Origin of the sequence: Mycobacteroides sp. LB1 (assembly GCF_013449725.1) — a bacterium.
Classification (GTDB): domain Bacteria; phylum Actinomycetota; class Actinomycetes; order Mycobacteriales; family Mycobacteriaceae; genus Mycobacterium.
In genome coordinates this window covers 182240-203563 of the sequence record NZ_JACCFF010000005.1, presented here as the reverse complement: position 1 = coordinate 203563, position 21324 = coordinate 182240, and the positions used below count along the sequence as shown (strand labels likewise).

Genomic DNA, 21324 nt, shown 5'->3' with positions numbered 1-21324 from the left:
GTGCGTTAGACGTCGGCGATTCCGGCACGGGCAATGACTTTCGTGATGGTGGCTCGCACGAGTGATTCTTCGGGGACCGCATTGCGGCGGCCATACTGCTCGGCCAGCTCGGCTCCCATGTAGCGCGCGCCGATCGTGGTGGCCCACCTGAGCATCTCGTCGAGATCGTTGGTCAGTCGCGCTTCCGCTGTGAACTGGACGTAGGAGTACGGCGGCCGCTGATCGTCGACCGCCAGCGAGATGCGTGGGTCTCGCCGAATTGCCTTGCCCTTCAGGGTGTCTGTACCGGTCGTGAAGATCAGTTCGTCACCGTCCGGGCCTTCGTGCAACAGGAACCAGACCGGCGTCACGATGGGTGCACCGTCGGCGCGCACCAGGCCGAGCATTCCGGTTCGTGTGCCCTTGGTGGCGAAGGTCCACCATTCCTCGCGGTTCATCTCGCGCATGCCCGCAACGCTAGCCGGTGATGCGGGGCGGTGCACGGAAAAGAGTTGGGCCCCGCACACTTTCGTATGCGGGGCCCAACTGTCGAGCTGACTTCTAGTGGCCGTGACCGTTCGTTGAACCGTTGGTTCCCGGTTCGCCGTCCTGGTACTCCTTCAGGGCAAGCAGCGACTGGTGGTGAGCGGCGTGCTCGGCATCCACCAGCGCCTGCTGCTCGTCGGCGGGGTCGGCGAACAGGAACGAGCCGATGCCGGGTGCGCCGGCCGATCCGAGCTTGTTCATACGCTGAGGCACCGCCGCGCCCTGATATTCCAGCGGAATCGCGTGACCGTGCTCGTCGACACCGGCCAGCGGCTGGTGTAGCTCGATGTACTCGCCGTGCGGCAGTCGCTTGAGGATGCCGGTCTCGATGCCATGCTCAAGCACCGCGCGGTCGCTGCGCTGCAGGCCGATGGCCCACCGGTAGGCGATGTAGTAGACGACGATCGGCAGGATCACCATGCCGATACGGCCGATCCACGTCGTCGCGTTCAGCGAGATGTGGAACTTGAACGCAATGATGTCGTTCATCGCGGCCAGTGTGGTGATCATGTAGAACGAGATCGCCGCCGCGCCAACAGCGGTGCGGACCGGAGCGTCACGCGGACGTTGCAGCAGGTTGTGATGTGCGTTGTCGCCGATGAGCTTCTTTTCGATGAACGGGTACATGGTCAGCAGCCCGAACACCAGACCCATCATCACGGCGACACCGAACACCGCGGGCACGGTGTGCCCGAAGATGTACAGCTCCCAGGCCGGCCATAGCCGGGCGATGCCTTCTGTCCACATCATGTAGAAGTCGGGCTGGCTACCCGCGGAGATCTGAGATGGCCGGTAGGGGCCCAGTAGCCAGATCGGGTTGATCTGCAGCAGGCCGCTCATCAGCGCCAAGATGGCGGTGGTGAAGGCGAAGAACGCACCGCCCTTGAGCGCGAACACCGGAAGGATGCGCACGCCGACGACGTTCTTCTCGGTGGCGCCGGGGCCGGGGAACTGGGTGTGCTTCTGGTACCACACCAGTGCCAGGTGAACGGCGATGAGCGCCAGGATGATTCCCGGAATCAGCAGGATATGCAGCGCGTACATGCGCGGAATGAAGATGTTTCCGGGGAAATCGCCACCGAACAGCGCCCAGTGCATCCAGGTGCCGATGAGCGGGATGCCCAGCGTGATGGATGAGAACGCGGCACGCAGCCCGATACCGGAGAGCAGGTCGTCGGGCAGGGAGTAGCCGAAGTAACCCTCGAACATCGACAGGATCAGCAGCAGTGAGCCGATCACCCAGTTGGCCTCGCGGGGGCGACGGAATGCGCCGGTAAAGAAGATGCGTGCCAGGTGCACCATGATCGAGGCCGAGAACATCAGGGCGGCCCAGTGATGGATCTGACGGACGAACAGTCCTCCGCGAACCTCGAAACTGATATTCAAGGCGGTTTCGTAGGCCTTGGACATCTGCACACCGCGCAGCGGCTGGTAGACGCCGTTGTAGGTGACCTCGGCCATCGACGGGTCGAAGAACAGGGTCAGGTAGACGCCCGAGAGCAGCAGGATGACGAAGCTGTACAGCGCAATTTCACCGAGCATGAACGACCAGTGCGTCGGGAAGACCTTGTTGATCTGCCGCTTCATCCCGGCCGCGAGGTGATACCGGGAGTCCATCGCCTCAGCTTGTTTGGCTGCGCGTGACGGCTTTTGGGCTGTGTCGCTCATGATTTGCGCTCCCAGAATGCGGGTCCGACGGGTTCGACATAGTCGCCTGCGGCGACGAGATATCCGTCCTTGTCGACGGTGATCGGCAGCTGCGCCAGCGCACGAGCGGCAGGCCCGAAGATGGGCTTGGCGAAATGCAGCGCATCGAACTGCGACTGGTGGCAGGGGCACAGGATGCGATAGGTCTGCTGCTCGAACAGCGATGTGGGACAACCCAGATGCGAGCAGATCTTGGTGAACGCGAACAGGTCGCCGTAGTTGAAGCTCTCCTGCCCCCTGCGCTTCACCACCTTGGATATATCGGATGGCCGCACCCGGATGATCATGACGGGGTTACGCACCCCCATCTGAATCTGTGACAGCTTCTCGTGTGACTCGACGGTGGTGCCGTCGCCGTCCGACTCACGCCATGGGAACACGGTCTCCATGCCACCGGCGTCGATATCCTCCGGGCGCACCTTCAGCAGCACATTGGCGCTGCTGCCGACCGCGCGACCCAGGTAGATGGTCTCGCCGTGGTAGCGGGGGGTCCAACCACTGGTGAGCAGCACGGGCTGCTTGCCGTTGGCGGTGGGGACCACACGGGCCCAGGGGTTCTTGATCATGCCGCCGATGAATGCGACGGCGGTACCGGCGCCCATGGCGCCGACGCCGAACCCGAGGGCCCGGACGATCATCTTGCGACGGGGCAGCGTCGAGGTATCCAGGGTGTCCTGCAGCTGCGCGACGATGGTCTTGCGATCCACCTCGGACGATCCGGGGCCGTCATGCCGGTCCTGGATCGAGATCTCCTGCGGGATGAACTTCTTGGTGTAGAGCACCGCGCCGATACCCAACGACAGCACGGACAGGCCCAGGGTCAGGCCGTACAGCGGGGTCGCCAGGTTGTAGGCCGCATTACCCGGATCGCCGAACGGCTTGTACTCCCATGGCCAGAACAGGAACACCCCGAGCAGGGCCAAGCCGAACACGCCACCGAGGGCGAACCACAGCGCGATGAGTCGCTCGGCGCGCTTCTCGGCCTTGGTGCCCGCGACCGGCCACCGCGGTTCGCGGTAGACGATCTCGACACCGTCGAGGTTGGTGCCGAGTTTGACCAGCTCGTCACGGCTCATGGTCGCGAGCTGCTCGTCGGTGGGAATTTCTACGTTGGGATCGCCACTCACGCGCGCGCTCCAATCCACAGTGCCGCGACGATGGCCGCGACGATGCCGATGATCCACATGGCCATGCCCTCGGAAGTGGGGCCGAGGCCGCCGAGCCCGTAACCGCCGGGATCGGGTGTCTCCGCTGATGCGCGGACGTAGGCGATGATGTCCTTCTTCTCGTCAGGGGTGAGCTGGCGGTCGGAGAACTTGGGCATGTTCTGCGGGCCGGTCAGCATTGCGGTGTAGATCTGCTGCTCACTGGCCGGGTCGAGTTCGGGGGCGAACTTGCCCGACGAGAGCGCACCACCGCGGCCGGTGAAGTTGTGGCAGGACGCACAGTTGAGCCGGAACAGGTCGCCACCGCGCGCGATGTTGGTGCCGCGCAACGACTCCTGAGCTATCGCGCCGTCGCCGTCGCGGATCACCTGGGGGCCGCCGCCGTTGGCCTGGATGTAGGCGCCGAGGGCGTCGGTCTGCTCCTCGTCGAAGATCGGGTCCTTGCGCTGCGCCTGGGCTTCGTTGCGCATGGCCGGCATGCGGCCGGTGGACACCTGGAAGTAGACGGCGGCGTCGCCGACACCGATGAGGCTGGGTCCGCGGTCCGGCACACCCTGCAGGTTGGCGCCGTGGCATGTGATGCACGAGGTCTCGTACAGCTGCTTGCCGGTGCGTAGGAGCGCCGACTTGTCCTCGTCGGCCACCGCGACCTGCGGGGTGGGCGTGAAGGTAGAGGCCAGGCCGCCGGCAACCACCAGCGCAATCAGCAGTAGCAAACCTGCTGAGATGCGACGGCGGAATTTGCGGCGTGCGCGATTCTTGGCGGGTGTGGTCTCCACGCTCACCTGTTGTGCTCCCTTCACCGGGTCGGGCTGGATCAACGGACGAAGTAGATGGTGGCGAACAATGCGATCCACACGATGTCGACGAAGTGCCAGTAGTACGACACCACGATCGCGGAGGTCGCTTGGGCCGGAGTGAACTTACTCATCCGGGTGCGAACCAGCAGGTAGACGAAGGCGACGAGACCGCCGATAACGTGCAGACCGTGAAAACCGGTGGCCAGGTAGAACGTTGAGCCGTAGGCGCTGCCGGCGATGGTGGTGCCCTCACGGACCAGGTTCATGTACTCGTAGCCCTGGCCGAGGACGAAGAAGGTGCCCATAATCAGGGTGATGATGTACCAGCGGCGCAGCCCGAACACATCGCCCTTTTCCGCGGCGAACACACCCATCTGACAGGTGAAGGACGAGGCGACGAGGACGGCGGTGACCGGGATGGCCAGCCCCATGTTCAGCTCGGTGGGCTCCGGTGGCCACTGTCCGCCGGACTGGGCCCGGGCGGTGAAGTAGAACGCGAAGAGCCCAGCAAAGAACATCAACTCACTGGAAAGCCAGACGATGGTGCCAACACTCACCATGTTGGGGCGGTTCAGCGAATGAACCCGCTGGGTAATGGCGGTTCCCGCCGGCGATCCTGGGGCTGCTGCGGTCGTCACGCCGTAAGTATGACGCTTTGTAGTTGTCGAGAGCCACCCGGGTCCGACATTGATTTGTGACCGACGCTCGACAATGCGTGTGGCCTCCGGCGGGAGGGATTCCGGTGCCGTCGGCCCGGCGTGTCGCGGCAGGCCCCGGGCGATTTACTTCTTTGTGGTCGCCGTTGTCTCCATGGGAGCATTTGCGGCGTGCTGGAACATTCCTGGCCCCAGGTACTGGGGGAGCTGACGGCCCGTCGCGACCTGAAGGCGGGACAGGCGGCCTGGGCCATGGATCAGATCATGACGGGTACGGCCACTCCGGCTCAGATCGCGGCCTTCGGGGTGTCGATGCGGATGAAGCGCCCGACCTCGGAAGAAGTTGGAGAGCTCGCCGACACCATGCTGTCCCACGCGATCCGTTTCCCCTCGGATGAGCAGGGCGACCGGATCTCCACGGACGCCGTGGACATTGTCGGCACCGGCGGCGATGGCGCGAACACGGTGAACCTTTCCACCATGGCCTCCATCGTGGTGGCGGCGTGCGGCGTACGGGTGGTCAAGCACGGCAATCGGGCGGCGTCGTCGTTGGCCGGCGGCGCGGACACGCTGGAGGCGTTGGGGGTACGCATCGACCTGGGCGCCGATCAGGTGATGCGCAGTGTCGCCGAGGTGGGAATCGGGTTCTGCTTCGCGCCGCATTTCCACCCGTCGTATCGGTACGCCTCGGTGGTACGTCGCGAGATCGGAGTGCCCACCGTATTCAATTTGCTTGGGCCGCTGACGAATCCGGCCCGCCCGCGAGCCGGATTGATCGGCTGTGCCTTCGCCGATCTCGCCGAGGTGACGGCGGGGGTCTTCGCCGGGCGCGGGTCCAGTGTGCTGGTGGTGCACGGTGACGACGGGCTCGACGAGCTGACCACCACCACGACCAGCACCATCTGGCGGGTGCAGGCGGGCACGGTGGACAAGCTGCGGTTCGATCCCGCGGCATTTGGTTTCGCGCGTGCCAGGCTGGAGGAACTGGTCGGCGGTGATCCCGATTTCAATGCCGCCGAGGTCCGGGCGGTGCTGGCCGGTGACAAGGGCGCGGTTCGTGACGCGGTGCTACTCAATGCCGCCGGCGCCATGGTCGCCCATGCAGGCCTGGCCAGCGATGCTCAATGGGTGCCCGCCTGGGAAAATGCGCTCGCGCGGGTGGCCACGGCCATCGATTCGGGAGCGGCAGCGGCGCTGCTGGACAGCTGGATCGCCGTCAGCCGGCGGCTCGGGGCGCAGCAGGATGCGGGCCAGGCGTAGCGACCCTGACGAGTTCAGCCATTCCCCAGTCGTTCTGGTGGGCACTGTTCGCCATCCGTGCGCTGCGTGCAGTCGCCGCCCACTCGCGTAGCGGTCCGGAACATCCCGTCGCCTCGGCGTAGCCATCGGTCGAGGACACGATGCGTACGCCGGGCTCGGCGAGCCAGCGGGTGATCAGCCCGATCTCCTCGGGTGCGGCCCCGCCGAACGGTTCGGGTGTCGGCAACACCACCTGAGCCGACACGGAGGCGGCCGCCACCACCGGCATCGGGGGGACGCTGCGGCGGGCGACCGCCGCCCCGGCCAGCTGCCCGTAGCGGACCACGGCGATCTGCCAGCCGCCTTCGCCGTCGGGGCGCGCAGCGATCAGCTCCTCGATGCGTGAGAGGGCATACAGGCGGTGCTGGCGGGCCAGTGCCTCGACGATTGCGGCCGTCGCATCCCGTTGTCGCGCGGCGGTCTCGTAGCGCCGCAGGCCTGCCAGCTCTGCCACCCGCTCACACATGGCGTGTAGCGGCTGGCCGTGGGTGCCGGCGAGGACTGCATATGCCTGGTCGAGGGCGTCCCGGTACCCCACCGCATCCACCCCCGCAGGTGCGGGACATGGGGAGGCGGTGTCATGGGGGTAGGACTGGCCGTCGCAGGCCGGGCCATGCCTCCCAGCGGCTCCGATACGCCTCGTGCAGGTGCGCACGCCGGTGAACCGGGCGAGTACCAGGGCGGCGGCCACCGCGTCGCCACGTGCGCGAAATGGGCCGAGCATGGGCCGAGCGTTTGTGGTGCGGACGACCGCGAAACGGGGGAAGGGCTCCTCGGTGAGCACCACCCACCACCAGCGATGCGGGAATCGAGATTTTCTGTTGTACGGCGGTGCGTGCGCACCCAGCAGCCGCAGTTCGCGAACCGCGGCCTCCAGGGGATGTGCACAGGTCACGTGGTCCACCGCGGTCGCGATGGTGACCATCTCGCGCATCCGGCCACGCGGATCCGCGCCGGTGAAGTACTGCTGCACCCGTCTGTGCAGGTTGACTGCGGTGCCCACGTACAGCGCTTCGCCTGCAGGCCCGCGGAACAGATAAACGCCTGGGGCGTAAGGCATTCCATCGGCCAGGGAGCGCTTGTCGCGCAAAGCGTTGGGCACCTGGGTGCGGTACCGTCGCAGCTCGCCCATGGTGTCGACGCCCTGGTTGCCCACCCGGCCGATCAGCGCGTGCAGCACGTCGACGGTGGCCCGGGCATCGTCGAGCGCCCGGTGGTTGGGGGTGGTTGACGCGCCGAGTAGCTGCGCCAGAGCACCCAGGCTGACTCGCGGGGCCTCGTCGCGGGACAGCACTCGGCGGGCCAGCCGGACCGTGCACAGCACGGTTGGTTGGGGCCAGTCGATCCCGCACTGCCGTGCGGCCGCCTTGAGGAACCCGATATCGAAGCCGGCGTTATGGGCCACCAGGACTGTGCCGCGGGCGAATTCGAGAAAGCTGGGGAGCACCTGTTCGATTGGCGGAGCGTCCACCAGCATCGCCGAGGTGATGCCGGTGAGGCGGACGATCTGCGGTGGTAGTGCTCGTTTCGGATCGACCAGTGTGGCCAGCTCCCCGAGCACCTCACCGCCGCGCACCTTGACCGCGCCGATCTCGGTGATCGCGTCATTCTCGGCGCTGCCGCCGGTGGTCTCCAGGTCCACCACCACAAAGGTGGTGTCGCGCAGTGCTTGTGCCGACGACCCCGACGAGGAGTGCACCTCGTCGAAGGTCATTTGCGTCATGACGTGACCGTAAGTCCTGGGACCGACATATCGGGCTCACGCCACGGGGGTACAGATCAGCGCGAGCGCATCGTTCGTCGTATCGACGCCGTCGGCGCCGATCTTCTGCTCGAGCCGGGCCCGCAGCTCGCTGCGCGTGGGTGCATCGAGGGTGAGGTGGTTGGAGTAGGTGAAGACCATGTCGAGGTATGCGCGTGTGGAGAAATGTGGCCGCTCCAGAAAATGCAGGTGCTGCACGTGATATCCGGATTTCTCGATGATCGGGGAGACGGTGTCCTCCGTGTTCGCGGAGGGGCGCCTCGTGGTGTCCATGAAATCGGCATAGACGGTGTCCAGGTCGTCCCGAGTCGGGGCGGTGGGCTCAATGCGGTTCCAGATGAGGGCGAGTCGGCCACCGGGGCGAAGTGCCGTCCCCACCTTTTGTAGCGCTGCAATCGGCTGTACCCAGTGAAAGGACTGGGCGAACAGCACCAGGTCGAAGGTCCTACCCGCTGGCTGCCAGTCCTCGAACGTCGCCACGTCGACGTCGATGCCCTTCCCAGCCGCCACCCGCGCCATCCGGGCATCAGGCTCGATGGCGAGCACCTGCGCACCGGCCGAGATCAACTGCGCCGCGGCGATCCCGGTGCCTGCTCCGACGTCGAGGGCGCGCGTCTGCCCGCGAGAAACGAGCTCATCGATCAGCGGCTGGGGATAGCGGGGGCGGTGGCGGTCGTAGGCGTCGGCGGATTCTCCAAACGACTCGGCCCGGCGGCGGTCGGTATGTGCCGGTCGTGTCTGTTCGGTCATACCGCCAGCGTGCCAGGGAACGACTACCTGTCGGTGGTCGCGGTTACCGTCCGGTCAAACCAGAAGAACCCCGAAGAACCCCGAAGAACGATGTATGCGAAAGGAGGAGCCATGCTCATCGATTGTGACGATTGCGCGATGCGCGGCCCGGGATGCGATGACTGCGTGGTCAGTGTGCTGCTGGGTGTCCCGCAGACGCTCGGTGACGACGAGCGCGCCGCGCTGGAGGTGTTGGCCGAGGTGGGGCTTGCGCCACGGCTGCGGCTCGTGCCGATTCACCGTGATCGCGACACGCCTGTCACCCCGCTGACACGCGATGCCGGAGTCGCATAGGGCACACTCGGAAGAGGTACGTGATGGCCCGCCCCGGAGACGGGGAGGCGAACCGGCGCTTACGTGATATTGACGTCATTCCACACTGCGGTGGACAACGCCGATGCCATTTCGTAACCTATCTGAGACCTATCAGCGCCGGAGTTCGCGGCGATCCATTTGCAGTAAAGGGATGTAGTCAGTTGAGTGTCGGGCGTCTTCTTCGAGATCACACGGATCGATCGACGCCCTCACCACTCCGTCGGATGATGCTCGCGGCAACTGCTGCGGTACTGGTCGGAGGGGTATTTGCGGGTGGTCAGATCGCCACCGCGGACCCCAATGGCGACGCCGTCAAGAAGCTCAACGAGCTGTCCCGCCAGGCCGAGGCAACCTCCGAGGCGGCTAACTCCGCGAAGGTCGATCTCGACGCCAAGCTGGCCGCTCAGCGCGACGCGGAGAAGTCTGTCCTCGCCGACGAAGCCGTCGCGACGGCCGCACGCACGGCGGTGTCCAGCTACCAGGTCGATATCAACAAGGCGGCAGTGGCTGCCTACATGGGCGGTAACACGAGCGGCTACAGCGCCGTGTTGACGTCCAACTCGCCGCAGAACCTCATCGACCAGTTGTCGGTGCAGCGCACGGTGGGAACCGAGATGCGTGGCCGGATGGACAGTTACCGTGCGGCGCTCGCCTCAGCAGATGCGGCCGAGCAGCGGTCACGTGATGCCGCCGAGAATGCCCGGGTGGCCGCCGAGCAGGCCAAGAACGTACGCGCTTCGTTGCAGGCCAAACAGAGCCAGCTGCAGCTGCAGGTCGCGGTCGTCAAATCGCAGTACAACACCCTGAGCCCGGGCCAGCGTGCGCAGCTGGCAGCACCGGCGCCCGTGCCTCCGCCCGCTGAATCGGGTCAGGAGGCCGATGCACCGGAGCCGCTGATGCAGGCCGCGGCGGCCGCACCCGCACCGGAGGCCGCCATTGGCGGCGGTTCCGCGGCCGGTTCGAACGCCGTCGCGGCGGCACTGACCCGTATCGGCGCGCCCTACTCGTGGGGCGGTTCGGGCCCCAACGCCTTTGACTGCTCGGGCCTCGTCATGTGGGCTTGGGGTCAGCAAGGCGTGTCGCTGCCGCACTCCAGCCAGGCGCTGGCGCGTGGTGGGACACCCGTCGGGCTGAACGAACTGCAGCCGGGCGATGTCATCAACTTCTATGGAGACGCCTCGCATACCGGCCTATACGTCGGGAACGGCATGATGGTGCACGCCTCCACGTACGGCGTTCCGGTCGCGGTCGTGCCGATCACCTCATCCGGCCCGATCTACAACGCGCGCCGCTACTAAGCCGCGGCTATCGTTCTCGTGTGCCCGGGGTAGCACGCCGGATATCGCTCTTCATGGCGGTCCTGGTGATTCTGTGCGGGGGTTGTGGAGCACAGCCTGCCGCACCGATGAATGACGCGCGCACCTCGATTCGAGCACTGTTGACGCATTACTCGGAAGCGCTGCGCAGCGGTGATGCCACGGCGTTGCGTGCCCTGCTCGCCCCCGACAGGCCCAAGTTCATCGAGGCTCAGTTGCGGTTGCAGGAGAATCTCTCAGGGCTGAAGACAGATACGTTCGAATTCCGACTGGCAGCCGAAGTTCCCGCTGATCCCGTTGTCCAGCACCAACAATGGCGACTGGACGCGACGCTGGTCTATGCGGTCAGCGGGGTGGACAAGGTTGCCGTCCAACGCCCCACCACCGTCGGTGTGTCGCGCGATAAGGACGACTGGCGGTTGTTCGACGCCGGCGCGGCCGCCGTGCCCTGGCAGTTCGCTCCGGTGGTGGAGGCGCGTAAGAAGGTGGGGGACCGGGACGTGGTGGTGCTCGGGCATCCCGGCTCGGCGGTCATGCCACGACTGACCGACGAGGTAGACGGTGCATTGAGGTCGCTGTCGGAGTTCTGGGGGGCGGGCTGGCATTCGGGGGTGCTACTGGTTGCGGCCGGATCCGATGCGGAGTTCGCCGCTGTAGTCGGCGGGGAGCGCACCGACGGAATAGCCGCCGCGGCCGTCGCCGACCGTGTTGATAGTGGAGTTGCCGTGGGACAGCGCGTGATTTTCGCAGCCGGCTCGGCAGCGCTCCCGCCCGATCAGTTCCGCGTGGTGCTGCGTCATGAGCTCTTCCATGCGGCGGCGCGCACGCTCACCGGCGACCATGCTCCTCTCTGGCTGGTGGAGGGCGTGGCCGACTACAACGGGCGGCGGGGTAGCGGTACTCCCTTCCGGAATGCGGCGCCCATGTTGACGAGTGCCCTTGCCGCGGGGCGGATTCCGGATCATCTGCCCACCGATGCGGAGCTCGACACTCCTGACACGCATCGCACGCAGGCCTATGAGGAAGCCTGGTCGGTGGCGCAATACGTCGCCGAAACCTTCGGTGAGCCCCAGCTGGTGAAGCTGTATCGATATGGCGCCGCGTTTGTGCCGGACCCGCAGGGCGCCGCGATTCAGCGTGCATTGGGCGTTGACGAGGCGACGCTGGTGCGGCAGTGGCGGGGCTGGCTCGGCTCGCGTCCACTGCGCTAGGCCCAGTACGGTTGGACTGTGACCTCTCACATTGGCGGCCAGCGGCAACGGATTCTGTTGGTCACCAACGATTTTCCACCCAGGCCCGGTGGCATTCAGTCCTACCTGCAGGAGCTGGTGACCCGCCTGGCCGGATCGCACGAGGTCACCGTGTACGCGCCGCGGTGGAAGGGGTGTCAGCGATACGATGCCGCCGCCGATTACGACGTGGTGCGGCACCCGACCTCGTTGATGCTTCCGGGGCCCGGTGTCCGCCAGCGCATGGTGGACCTCATCAGGTCGCAGCGGTCTGATGTGGTGTGGTTCGGGGCGGCGGCTCCGCTTGCACTGTTGTCTTCGGCGGCGAAGGCAGCCGGCGCTGCTGTGACGGCCGCCAGTACACATGGGCACGAGGTGGGCTGGTCGATGCTCCCGGTGGCGCGGTCCGCTCTCCGGCAGATCGGGGAGAGCACCGATGTGATCACTTACGTCAGCCGCTACACCCGCGGACGTTTCGCCTCGGCCTTCGGTCCGCGCGCCGCGCTGGAACATCTGCCTGCCGGTGTCGACACCCGTAGGTTCCGCCCCGACCCGGCGGCGCGCGAGGAGCTGCGACGCCGTTATGGGCTCAGCGACCGGCCGACCATTGTGTGCGTCTCCCGGCTCGTTCCGCGCAAGGGCCAAGACATGCTCATCGAGGCGCTACCGGCGATCCGGGAACGCGTGGACGGTGCGGCGCTGGTGATCGTGGGCGGCGGTCCGTATGCGGAACCGTTGCGCGCGTTGGCTAATCGGTTCGGCGTTGATGAGCATGTGGTGTTTACCGGCGGCGTGCCGTGGGAGGAACTACCCGCCCATCACGCGATGGGCGATGTTTTCGCGATGCCCTGCCGCACCCGCGGCGCGGGGCTCGATGTCGAGGGCTTGGGAATCGTATTCCTGGAGGCGTCGGCCTGCGGTGTTCCGGTGGTCGCCGGAAACTCAGGGGGCGCACCGGAAACCGTGTGTGATGGCGAGACGGGACTTGTCGTCGACGGCAGGTCGGTCCCCGCGATCACCGACGCGATTGTCCAGATCCTGTCCGACCCGGCGCGCGCCGCCATGATGGGGGCGGCGGGGCGCACCTGGGTGACCGATCACTGGCGATGGGATCACCACGCCGCGCGATTCGCCGAGCTGGTGAGCGCCTCCGTCTGACCCCGTCGAGCAGTATCGACTTGGCTTGCCGCCCTTCGGCTGATGCTGACTATCCGGCGGGTGCCCCCGCGTAGATGGCGTCGATATCGGCCGCGAACTTCTCGGCCACCACCTTGCGTTTCACCTTGAGCGTCGGTGTCATCTCGCCGGTGGCTTCCGTGAAGTCGACCGGCAGGATCCGGAACTTCTTGATCGCTTCGGCATGGGAGACAACCTGATTGGCGGCCTTTACCGCGGTTTCGACCTCCGCGATCAGATCCGGGTCTTCGGTGAGATCGGCGACGGTGGCTTCTCGTGGCTTGCCGTTCCGGGACTTCCAACCGTCGAAGGCGTCCGGATCGATCGTGATCAGTGCACCGATAAACGGCTGCTTGTCGCCGACGGCCATCGCCTGGCTGATCAACGGGTGGGCGCGCAGATGGTCCTCAAGCCCCGCGGGCGCGACGTTCTTGCCACCGGCGGTGACGATGATTTCCTTCTTCCGGCCCGTGATCGTGACGAAGCCGTCCTCGTCGATCGCGCCCAGGTCGCCGGTGTGGAACCACCCGTCCACGATCGAGTCGTTCGTGGCGGTGTCGTTCTTCCAGTACCCGCTGAACACCACGCCACCAGACACGAGCAGCTCGCCGTCCGCGGCGATCTTGACTGCGTTACCGGGTAACGGCCTTCCGACACTGCCGATCTTGAGGCCGCCGATAACGTTCACCGCGCACGCCGCCGTCGTCTCGGTGAGGCCATAGCCTTCGTAGATGGTCAGGCCAACGCCGCGGTAGAAGTGACCCAGCCGGGCGCCCAGCGGGGCGCCACCGGAGATCGATGCCACGCATTCACCGCCGAGTGCCGCGCGCAGCTTCCCGTAGACCAGCTTGTCGAAGGCGGCACGCTTGGCGCGCAACACGATGCCCGGGCCTCCGTTGTCCAGTGCCTGGCTGTACTCGACGGCGGTGTCGGCGGCGGCGTCGAAAATCTTTCCCTTGCCGTCGTTCTGGGCATTCTGACTGGCGGTGTTGTACACCTTCTCGAAGATGCGGGGAACCGAGACGATGAAGGTCGGCTTGAAGACCCCGAACGTCGGCACCAGGGTCTTGATATCGCTGGTGAACCCAACGGTGACCTTGGACTGCAAGCAGGCCATCGCGATACCGCGCGCCAGCACGTGAGCCAGCGGCAGGAAGATCAGCGTCCGGCTGCCCTTCTGCAAATAGTCGGGGAAAACGGAACGCGCGCCGCGGGTTTCGTACACCAGATTGGAGTGGGTGAGCTGGCAGCCCTTGGGGCGTCCAGTGGTACCCGAGGTGTAGATGAGTGTCGCGGGATCGGTGGCCTTGATGGCGTCGAGCCGGCCGGTGAGCTCGGCGGGGTCCACCCCGGCGCCCGCCTCGGCGAGCTCGTCGAGGGCCGCGGGCGCACCCGAGGTGTCGATGTGAAACACGGTGCGCAGGTCGGGCAGCTCGGGTGCGAGTTGTTCGGCGATCTTGGCGTGGGCATCGGTTTCCACGAATAGTGCCACTGCGGCGGAATCCTGCAATACCCACCGGACCTGATCGGCCGAGGAGGTCTCATAGATAGGCACGGTGATCGCGCCGATCGACAGGATCGCGTAGTCGATGATCGTCCACTCGAAACGTGTCGCCGAGATCAGTGCCACTCGGTCGCCGGGCGCCACACCCTTGGCGATCAGACCGTTGGCCACCGCACGGATCTGCGCGGCGGCCTCTGCGTAGGTGACGGGTGTCCAGGCGCCGTCGATGAGACGGGAGAACACCGCTTGGTTGGGATCTTCACGCTCGTAGTCGTAGACGGCGCGGACAACCGAGGCGTTGTCTTCGACGGTGAACGGGGCAGGGACGCTGAACTCTCGCACCTGCTCAGACTAGTCGCGGCCTACAGATCGTCGGAGCCGTTGCCTCATTTTTCGCCGCGGATGCGCCCGAGAATGCGTCTGTGCAGGCACATCACGGTCTCAGAGGGGGCCAGGCTTAAGCTTGTCCGCGATGAACAGCATTCAGGTCGCAGACCAGACCTTTATCGCGGCAGATCCCGTGGACATCGGCCGCGCCGTCTCCAACTCCGCGGACTGGCGCCGTTGGTGGCCAGACCTGCAGCTCAATGCCGTGGAGGAGCGTGGCGAGAAGGGTATCCGCTGGACGGTGGCAGGACCACTGACCGGGACCATGGAGGTGTGGCTTGAGCCCGTGCTGGATGGTGCGATCCTGCACTACTTCCTGCATGCCGAGCCCTCGGGTGCCAGTGCCGCGCACGTGGCCAAGTTGAATCTGGCCAAGCTCAATCATGCCCGCCGCATCGCCGGGAAGCGGTTTGCGTTCGGGATTAAGCAGCAGCTCGAGGCCGGGCGGCCCATCGGCGAAGCGCGCGTGCGTCAGGCCTGATCAGCCAGAGCCAGCACGACCACCGGGATGGGCCGGGAGGTCGCGCGCCGGTAGGCGCTGTAGTGGCCAGAGTTGTTGGTATCGGCTAACTTCCACAGGCGCTCGTAATCCGTGTCGCCGGGCAGCAGAGCCTTCGCACGGGCACGGCGTTTGTCCCTGCCCAGCTGCACCTGCACATCGGGGTGCGCCTTGAGATTGTGGTACCAGGCGGGATTGCGGCGGGCGCCGCCGTTCGAGGCGACGATGACGAGATTGTCGCCGTCTTTGGCATAGGTCAGCGAGTTGATCCGCTGTGCCCCGGTCTTGGCGCCGGTTGAGGTCAACAACAGGCTAGGCGCCATTCCCGGAACATGATGACCCAGATAGCCTTTCGACGCGATGTAGATGCTCTGGTGCACGCCGAGCACCTTCGCCACTAGACGGCTCATGGGCGTCTCTCCTTCGCGAGGCTGCAGTGAAATGCCAGGATGGGAGTATCCGACTGCCAGTGAGAAGGGTAGCGTCTGTCAGGTGGCTGAGAAGACTACCCAGACGATTGCCATCGATGCCGAACCCGGCAAGGTGATGGCGGTGATCGCCGATATCGGCGCCTACCCGGAATGGGTGTCGGAGTACAAGGAAACCGAGGTGCTCGACACCGACTCCGAGGGCAGGGTCAAGCGCGCACGTCTGGTGCTGGACGCCGGTGTCCTCAAAGACACCCAGGTCCTTGAGTATGTATGGTCCGCGGATGGCCGCAAGGTCACCTGGACCCTGGCGGAAAGTTCCCTGTTGCGTTCGCTGGAAGGGACATACCTTTTGGCGGCCAAGGGGTCTGGCACCGAGGTGACCTATGAGCTCGCGGTCGACCTTCAAATTCCGATGATCGGAATGCTGAAGCGCAAGGCCGAACGCAAGATCACCGATTCCGCGCTCAAGGATCTGAAGAAGCGAGTCGAATCTGACCGCTAGCGACGTCGGGGAGAAGCTCGTGTCCCGCCCCGCAGACGTCGCCCCCGAAGTCCAGGCGCCGTTGACAGCCACCATCGGCCTTTTCGTCGGCAAGGGGGGCGTGGGTAAATCGACGCTGGCCGGTGCCACCGCCGTGCGTTATGCGCGCGCCGGGCAGCGGGTGCTTGCGGTATCCACCGACCAGGCTCATTCCCTTGGTGATGTCTTCGGTGTCCGGGTCGATCCCTCTCCGGGCGCTGACTTTGTGCGGGTGTTCGAGGACCCGTACGGGGGTCAACTCGACGTGATGGCCCTGGACACCCTGGGCCTGCTGGAGCGTCGCTGGGGCGACATCGCCGAGACGATCGCCGCGCAGTACCCCGAATCGGATATCGGATCGCTTGCCCCCGAAGAGCTTTCCGCGTTGCCGGGAGTTCAGGAGATGCTCGGCCTGCACGAGGTCCAACAGCTCGCCGAGACGGGCGAATGGGATGTCGTCGTTGTCGACTGTGCCTCAACGGCCGATGCGTTGCGCATGCTGACCCTGCCGGGAACCTTCTCGATGTATCTGGAACGGGCTTGGCCGCGGCATCGTCGGCTCGGTGGTATCGGCACCCCTCGTGCCCTGATTCTCGCCGAACTACTGGAACGTGTTGCGGCGTCGGCAGATCGGCTCGCAGGCCTGCTCGCGGACCCTGATCGGGTAGGGGCGCACTTGGTGCTGACTCCCGAACGGGTGGTGGTGGCCGAGGCGATCCGCACCGTGGGGGCGTTGGCGCTGATGGGTGTGCGCATCGATCAGGTGATCGTCAATCAGGTTCTCATTCAAGATGATTCGTACGAGTATCACAACCTGCCGGCCCATCCGGCCTTCGACTGGTACATGCAGCGCATCGCCGATCAATCCGCCGTCCTCGACGAGCTGGGGCAGATGATCGGCGATGTGGAGATGCTGCTGGTGCCGCACCTGTCGCGCGAGCCCATCGGGTCGGAGGCCCTCAGCGAACTCGCCGACGCGGTGCGGCGCCGCGATGGCGCCAAGCCCCCGGCGCCGTTGGCGACCGTCGTTGAGCACGAATCCGGATCCGGGGCCGACACCCACTATCGGTTACGGCTAGAGTTGCCGCAGATCGACCCGGCCACGCTGAGCCTTGGCCGGGTGGGAGATGACCTGGTCATCGGCGCAAACGGGATGCGTCGGCGGGTCCGGCTGGCCTCCGTGCTGCGGCGCTGTGTGGTTGTCGATGCCCGGCTTGTCGGTGGCGAGCTGACCATACGGTTTAGAGCGGATCCGGAGGTGTGGCCTACGTGACGGGTACCCATCCGGAACTCGGCCCCGAACTGCGGGCGTTGGCCGCCTCAATCCTCGACAAGCTCGACCCGGCGCTGCGACTGGCCGCGCGTGCCCCGGCCGACGGCGGCATTCCCGGAAATTGCAACCAGTTGTTCTGCCCGGTCTGTGCGCTGGCAGCCCTTGTCGAGGGTGAGCACCATCCGCTGCTGGCGACCATCGCCGAACACAGCCTCGCCCTGGTGATGGTGGTGCGGGCGATGATCGAGTCGGCGGATGGATCGGGCGACCCTGAGGACCCCGACGGCCCGGAGGGTGGCTACCAGAGTCCCTTCCCGCCACCGCCGCCAAGCTCGCAATCGACTGGCTACCAACCGATTCCAGTCGATATCGACGAGTAGTCAGCGCCCGAGACCGAGGCGGACTGCCTGTTCAACGGGGGAGTAGTCGCCATCCGCGTCTCCGTCGCGATCCAGCACCAGCGGTTCGCGTAGAGGTAGGGCAGGCTGTGACAGGAACCGCGCCTCATGGCCGCGGTGCTTCTGCGCGGCATGGATCAGGAACGGATGGCATACGAACACATCTCCGGCAGATCCGGTCGCGAGCACCTCAGAACGTTTCTGGGACACCGCGTCCCATTGCTCTCCGATACTGAAGACATCGGTGCCCTGGGCGCCGAATGACTCCAGCAGCATCGGAACGTCCCTATGCGAGCCGGACCGGATTCGCGTGGGCGCGTCCTCCTCGCCCACATCGGAGAAGAGGAACAGCATGAGCAGTGCGCGCTCCCGCGACCACAGGTTGACGTGGTACCGCCCGTCTGGCCCGGCGAAGCTGGCGTCGATATGCCAGCCATCGTCGGGAGGGCTGTCGGCATCTTCGTCGCCCTCGGGAAACCTGATCGGAAACATCCCGACCTCGCGCCTCGGTGCCCATCGTCCGAGCCCCACCAACGCGTCATAGGTCTCGACGAGGCGCGGAGCGTTCACGATCTTGTCGAACACCGGGGCGCCGGTGGTGTCGTATGCCCAGCAGACACGCTCGGTCCACGTCGATCTGTCGTGTGGATCGGGTCCGATCTGCGACCACATGATGTCGCGTGCTTCGCGCGCCCAGTCCCTGGGAAAGGCGCCGCGTACCGCAACGAATCCCTCGTCGACGAAGGTTTCGATCTCGCGGGTATCCATGCCCGGCACGGTAGTGCTCGGGACCTTAGACAGTCCACGGAGTTTCGCCGTCGCCGAGGGTAAGCTCGGCGCCAGCCCCATGCTGCTCATGGGGATCGGGAGAGGATGCGCGATGTTCTATTGGCTGCTGAAGTTCGTCTTCATGGGGCCGATCCTGCAGCTGATGGGCCGGCCGAAAGTCGAAGGTCTGGAGAACATCCCGTCATCCGGGCCGGTAATCCTGGCAGGCAACCACCTCGCTGTGGTGGACAGCTTCTATTTGTGCCTGGTGTTGCGCCGCCGGGTGACCTTCCTGGCCAAGAGCGAGTACTTCACCGAGCCGGGGTTCAAGGGCTGGCTCAAGAAGGTGTTCTTCAGCGGGGCCGGGCAGGTGCCGATCGACCGGACCAGCGCCGACGCTGCCGAGAATGCGCTGAGCACCGCCAAGCGGCTGCTCGGTGAGGGCAAGCTGCTGGGGATCTATCCAGAGGGCACCCGTTCCCCGGACGGGCGGCTCTACAAGGGCAAGACGGGCCTGGCGCGCATGGCCCTGGCGACCCGTGCGCCGGTCATCCCTGTCGCCATGGTCGGCACTACCGCGATGAACCCGCCGGGAACGGCCCGCTGGCACTTCGCCAAGGTGACCGTGAAATTCGGCAAGCCGCTGGACTTCGCGCGCTTCGACGGGATGGGCGGTAACCGCTTCATCGAACGCGCGGTCATCGACGAGGTGATGTACGAGCTGATGCAGCTTTCCGGTCAGGAGTACGTCGACATCTACGCTGCCTCGCTCAAGGACAAGCCCAAGGAAAACGGCGAGGTCGCCCAGCAGCCCGACCGCATCCCGGAGAGCGCCGCCGGTTAATCCGATTCCCCTGCATCTTTGCTGCATCTTTGGTAGCACCTCGCCGTGGGGCGTGGGTCAGCCATGCGTGCCGGTACCGCTAGTCTTGAGCCCACCGGCGGGATAACTGAGAGATGCGAGGGCCGTGCCGAATTCAATAACCGAAACCACCGACGCGGACGGCGACTCCACTCGTCGAGTCGCGGGATGGATCACCTGGGGTGGGCCGCTTGTCCTCGCGGTTGCGCTGTTGCTGCACGCGTTCGTGTTCATTCACTGGCCCACGTATGCGCTGCAAATCGACGTCTTGGTCTATCGATTCGGTGGCACGCGCGTGCTGGACGGTCTGGATCTGTATTCGATCGGGCGCAATGGTGAGATCGACGATTTGCTGTTCACCTACACACCGTTCGCCGCACTGGTGTTCACCCCCTTGGCTTTCATCACCGACTTCACCGCACAGGTCCTGTCGCTCATAGTGTTCCCGGCGCTGCTGGTCTACTCGGTGTGGCGCATGTTGACCTGGCTGTCGGTGTCCGTCAAGGCCGGACTATGGGGGTTGTTGGCTCTGCTGGTCGGGCTGGTTTCGTGGCTGGAGCCGGTGCGGCTCTCCATTCAGCTGGGTCAGATCAATCTGCTCATCCTGGCCGTGGTGGTGACGGACATCCTCGCTTCCAAGCGGTGGAAACTGGCCGGGATCGGCATCGGCATCGTTGCCGGTATCAAGCTGACCCCGATGATCTTCATCGTCTTTCTGTTCGTCGTGGGACGGATTCGCGCGGCCATCGTCGCCACCGTCACACTGATCGCCACGATCGGCCTGGGATTCATATTCTTGCCCTCGGCGTCGCACTACTACTGGGTGCAACGCGCCTTCGAGAAGATCAGCCGCATCACCCGCGACCCCACCGCGAGCACCAGCGTCAGCGGACTGTTCCTCAGATTGGATCTGTCGGCCGGGCTGGCCACTGCGCTGTCGGCACTGGTGATGGTGGCGAGCCTGGTGGTCGCGGTCATGGCGTACCGGCGCGGCCAGCTATTGCTGGCGATCTCCATCGTGGGTATGGCATCGGCGGCGGCCTCGCCGTTCAGCTGGAGTCATCACTGGGTGTGGTTCGTGCCGTTGGTCGTCCACCTGGGTTACCGGGGCTACGTACTGGGTAAACGGGCATCCGCGATCACTATGTGGGCGTTCTGTGTGGTGTTCGCGGCCTGGTTCACGAGTTTGAGCGGAAAGACACCGGACTCCGGGGCACTGACGTTGCGGCCCGGGGGCATCCTGAACGATCTGATCCCGAGCCTCTACGTGTTCGTTCACCTCGCGGTACTCGTTGCCAGCTGGGTTTGGTTGCGGCGAGGCTCGGTGGAAGCGAATAACGTTGTGCATGAAGATGATTCGTTACAGGCAGACGAGCTGGCGCCGGCTTCTCCGGCGCATAACTAGGCGGCGTACGTGCGCTATTTCTACGATACCGAGTTCATCGACGACGGCCGCACCATCGACCTGATCTCCATCGGCATGGTCTGCGAGGACGGGCGTGAGTACTACGCGGTGTCCACCGCCTTCGATCCGCAGCGGGCAGGCCCATGGGTAAGACAGCACGTGCTGCCCAAACTTCCGCCGCTATCTTCGCCGCTATGGCGCTCCCGGGGGCAGATCCGCGATGAGCTCGCCGATTTTTTGGGGCTGGGCCGCAACGCCTCAGACCTACAGCGCGACCCGGTCGAGCTGTGGGCCTGGGTCGGCGCCTATGACCATGTGGCGCTGTGCCAGCTGTGGGGAGCCATGACAGACCTGCCGCAGCCGGTACCGCGCGTCACCCTGGAGCTCAAACAGCTGTGGCAGGACCGGGGGCGCCCCGATATGCCGAAACGGCCCGCCGATTCCCATGATGCGCTGGTCGATGCCCGGTACAACCTGGTTCGCTACCGGGCAATGACCCCCGAAGCCTGATCGGTACACAATTCGGGCGAGAAAATC

22 protein-coding genes are annotated in these 21324 nt (G+C 65.5%); 12 read left to right on the top strand and 10 right to left on the bottom strand.

Features of this window, described 5'->3' with window-relative positions; translation table 11 throughout:
• Positions 1 to 5: 5 nt before the first annotated feature.
• The 5 genes from MLB1_RS19205 to MLB1_RS19185 form a co-directional block, all read right to left on the bottom strand.
• Entirely contained in the window at positions 6 to 446 is a 441-nt protein-coding gene (locus MLB1_RS19205) for a PPOX class F420-dependent oxidoreductase (RefSeq protein ID WP_180751439.1), read from the bottom strand.
• A gap of 94 nt (positions 447 to 540) precedes the next feature.
• Entirely contained in the window at positions 541 to 2193 is a 1653-nt protein-coding gene (locus MLB1_RS19200) for a cytochrome bc complex cytochrome b subunit (protein WP_180751438.1), read from the bottom strand.
• Positions 2190 to 3377: a ubiquinol-cytochrome c reductase iron-sulfur subunit gene (locus MLB1_RS19195; RefSeq protein WP_371750655.1), complete on the bottom strand. Its 1188-nt coding sequence runs from the start codon at positions 3375 to 3377 to the stop codon at positions 2190 to 2192. Before MLB1_RS19195 ends, MLB1_RS19200 begins: the two co-directional genes overlap by 4 nt.
• On the bottom strand, positions 3356 to 4219 hold the full coding sequence (locus tag MLB1_RS19190) for a cytochrome c (protein WP_219603316.1): 864 nt from the start codon (positions 4217 to 4219) through the stop codon (positions 3356 to 3358). Before MLB1_RS19190 ends, MLB1_RS19195 begins: the two co-directional genes overlap by 22 nt.
• Complete coding sequence (locus tag MLB1_RS19185; protein WP_180751436.1) at positions 4216 to 4836, bottom strand: heme-copper oxidase subunit III; 621 nt, start codon at positions 4834 to 4836, stop codon at positions 4216 to 4218. Before MLB1_RS19185 ends, MLB1_RS19190 begins: the two co-directional genes overlap by 4 nt.
• A gap of 189 nt (positions 4837 to 5025) precedes the next feature.
• On the opposite strand from MLB1_RS19185, the gene trpD reads away from it, so the two are divergent.
• On the top strand, positions 5026 to 6114 hold the full coding sequence (gene trpD, locus MLB1_RS19180; protein ID WP_180751435.1) for an anthranilate phosphoribosyltransferase: 1089 nt from the start codon (positions 5026 to 5028) through the stop codon (positions 6112 to 6114).
• Here trpD and MLB1_RS19175 read toward each other — a convergent pair.
• Together MLB1_RS19175 and MLB1_RS19170 are read right to left on the bottom strand one after the other, a co-directional pair.
• Complete coding sequence (locus tag MLB1_RS19175; RefSeq protein ID WP_180751434.1) at positions 6071 to 7876, bottom strand: DEDD exonuclease domain-containing protein; 1806 nt, start codon at positions 7874 to 7876, stop codon at positions 6071 to 6073. The two genes, trpD and MLB1_RS19175, sit on opposite strands and share 44 nt — an antisense overlap.
• A 36-nt stretch (positions 7877 to 7912) precedes the next feature.
• A complete protein-coding gene (locus MLB1_RS19170; protein WP_180751433.1) occupies positions 7913 to 8665 on the bottom strand; it encodes a class I SAM-dependent methyltransferase in 753 nt (250 codons plus the stop codon).
• Between the two features lie 111 nt (positions 8666 to 8776).
• Here MLB1_RS19170 and MLB1_RS19165 point away from each other — a divergent pair, with 111 nt between their 5' ends.
• The 4 genes from MLB1_RS19165 to MLB1_RS19150 all read left to right on the top strand — a co-directional run bounded on the left by MLB1_RS19165 (position 8777) and on the right by MLB1_RS19150 (position 12722).
• Entirely contained in the window at positions 8777 to 8998 is a 222-nt protein-coding gene (locus tag MLB1_RS19165; RefSeq protein ID WP_180751432.1) for a hypothetical protein, read from the top strand.
• Between the two features lie 248 nt (positions 8999 to 9246).
• Complete coding sequence (gene ripC / locus MLB1_RS19160; protein WP_180751600.1) at positions 9247 to 10317, top strand: peptidoglycan hydrolase RipC; 1071 nt, start codon at positions 9247 to 9249, stop codon at positions 10315 to 10317.
• Between the two features lie 65 nt (positions 10318 to 10382).
• Entirely contained in the window at positions 10383 to 11546 is a 1164-nt protein-coding gene (locus tag MLB1_RS19155) for a hypothetical protein (protein WP_180751599.1), read from the top strand.
• Positions 11547 to 11564: 18 nt separating this feature from the next.
• Positions 11565 to 12722: a glycosyltransferase family 4 protein gene (locus tag MLB1_RS19150; RefSeq protein WP_180751431.1), complete on the top strand. Its 1158-nt coding sequence runs from the start codon at positions 11565 to 11567 to the stop codon at positions 12720 to 12722.
• Between the two features lie 49 nt (positions 12723 to 12771).
• On the opposite strand, the gene MLB1_RS19145 is transcribed toward MLB1_RS19150, so the two are convergent.
• On the bottom strand, positions 12772 to 14586 hold the full coding sequence (locus MLB1_RS19145; RefSeq protein ID WP_180751430.1) for a long-chain fatty acid--CoA ligase: 1815 nt from the start codon (positions 14584 to 14586) through the stop codon (positions 12772 to 12774).
• A 130-nt stretch (positions 14587 to 14716) separates the two neighbouring features.
• Between MLB1_RS19145 and MLB1_RS19140 the strand changes: the two genes are divergently transcribed.
• On the top strand, positions 14717 to 15112 hold the full coding sequence (locus MLB1_RS19140; RefSeq protein ID WP_180751429.1) for a polyketide cyclase / dehydrase and lipid transport: 396 nt from the start codon (positions 14717 to 14719) through the stop codon (positions 15110 to 15112).
• Here MLB1_RS19140 and MLB1_RS19135 read toward each other — a convergent pair.
• A complete protein-coding gene (locus MLB1_RS19135; RefSeq protein WP_180751428.1) occupies positions 15103 to 15540 on the bottom strand; it encodes a nitroreductase family deazaflavin-dependent oxidoreductase in 438 nt (145 codons plus the stop codon). The genes MLB1_RS19140 and MLB1_RS19135 overlap by 10 nt on opposite strands.
• 82 nt (positions 15541 to 15622) lie before the next feature.
• Here MLB1_RS19135 and MLB1_RS19130 point away from each other — a divergent pair, with 82 nt between their 5' ends.
• The 3 genes from MLB1_RS19130 to MLB1_RS19120 are packed head-to-tail and all read left to right on the top strand — an operon-like array spanning position 15623 to position 17734.
• Entirely contained in the window at positions 15623 to 16063 is a 441-nt protein-coding gene (locus tag MLB1_RS19130) for an SRPBCC family protein (RefSeq protein WP_180751427.1), read from the top strand.
• Between the two features lie 19 nt (positions 16064 to 16082).
• A complete protein-coding gene (locus MLB1_RS19125) occupies positions 16083 to 17354 on the top strand; it encodes an ArsA family ATPase (RefSeq protein WP_180751426.1) in 1272 nt (423 codons plus the stop codon).
• Positions 17351 to 17734 carry a hypothetical protein gene (locus tag MLB1_RS19120; protein WP_180751425.1) on the top strand — a complete coding sequence of 128 codons (384 nt, stop codon included), beginning with the start codon at positions 17351 to 17353 and terminating at the stop codon, positions 17732 to 17734. Before MLB1_RS19125 ends, MLB1_RS19120 begins: the two co-directional genes overlap by 4 nt.
• Here the strand turns inward: MLB1_RS19120 and MLB1_RS19115 are convergent, their stop codons facing one another.
• Positions 17735 to 18520: a phytanoyl-CoA dioxygenase family protein gene (locus tag MLB1_RS19115; RefSeq protein WP_180751424.1), complete on the bottom strand. Its 786-nt coding sequence runs from the start codon at positions 18518 to 18520 to the stop codon at positions 17735 to 17737. It abuts the gene before it with no gap.
• Positions 18521 to 18632: 112 nt separating this feature from the next.
• Between MLB1_RS19115 and MLB1_RS19110 the strand changes: the two genes are divergently transcribed.
• The 3 genes from MLB1_RS19110 to MLB1_RS19100 all read left to right on the top strand — a co-directional run bounded on the left by MLB1_RS19110 (position 18633) and on the right by MLB1_RS19100 (position 21297).
• Positions 18633 to 19364, top strand: a complete 732-nt coding sequence (locus MLB1_RS19110; protein ID WP_180751598.1) for a lysophospholipid acyltransferase family protein — start codon at positions 18633 to 18635, stop codon at positions 19362 to 19364.
• A 124-nt stretch (positions 19365 to 19488) separates the two neighbouring features.
• Positions 19489 to 20787, top strand: coding sequence for a glycosyltransferase 87 family protein (locus MLB1_RS19105; protein WP_180751423.1), 1299 nt, complete (start codon positions 19489 to 19491; stop codon positions 20785 to 20787).
• A gap of 9 nt (positions 20788 to 20796) precedes the next feature.
• Positions 20797 to 21297, top strand: coding sequence for a polyadenylate-specific 3'-exoribonuclease AS (locus MLB1_RS19100; protein WP_180751422.1), 501 nt, complete (start codon positions 20797 to 20799; stop codon positions 21295 to 21297).
• Positions 21298 to 21324: the final 27 nt, after the last annotated feature.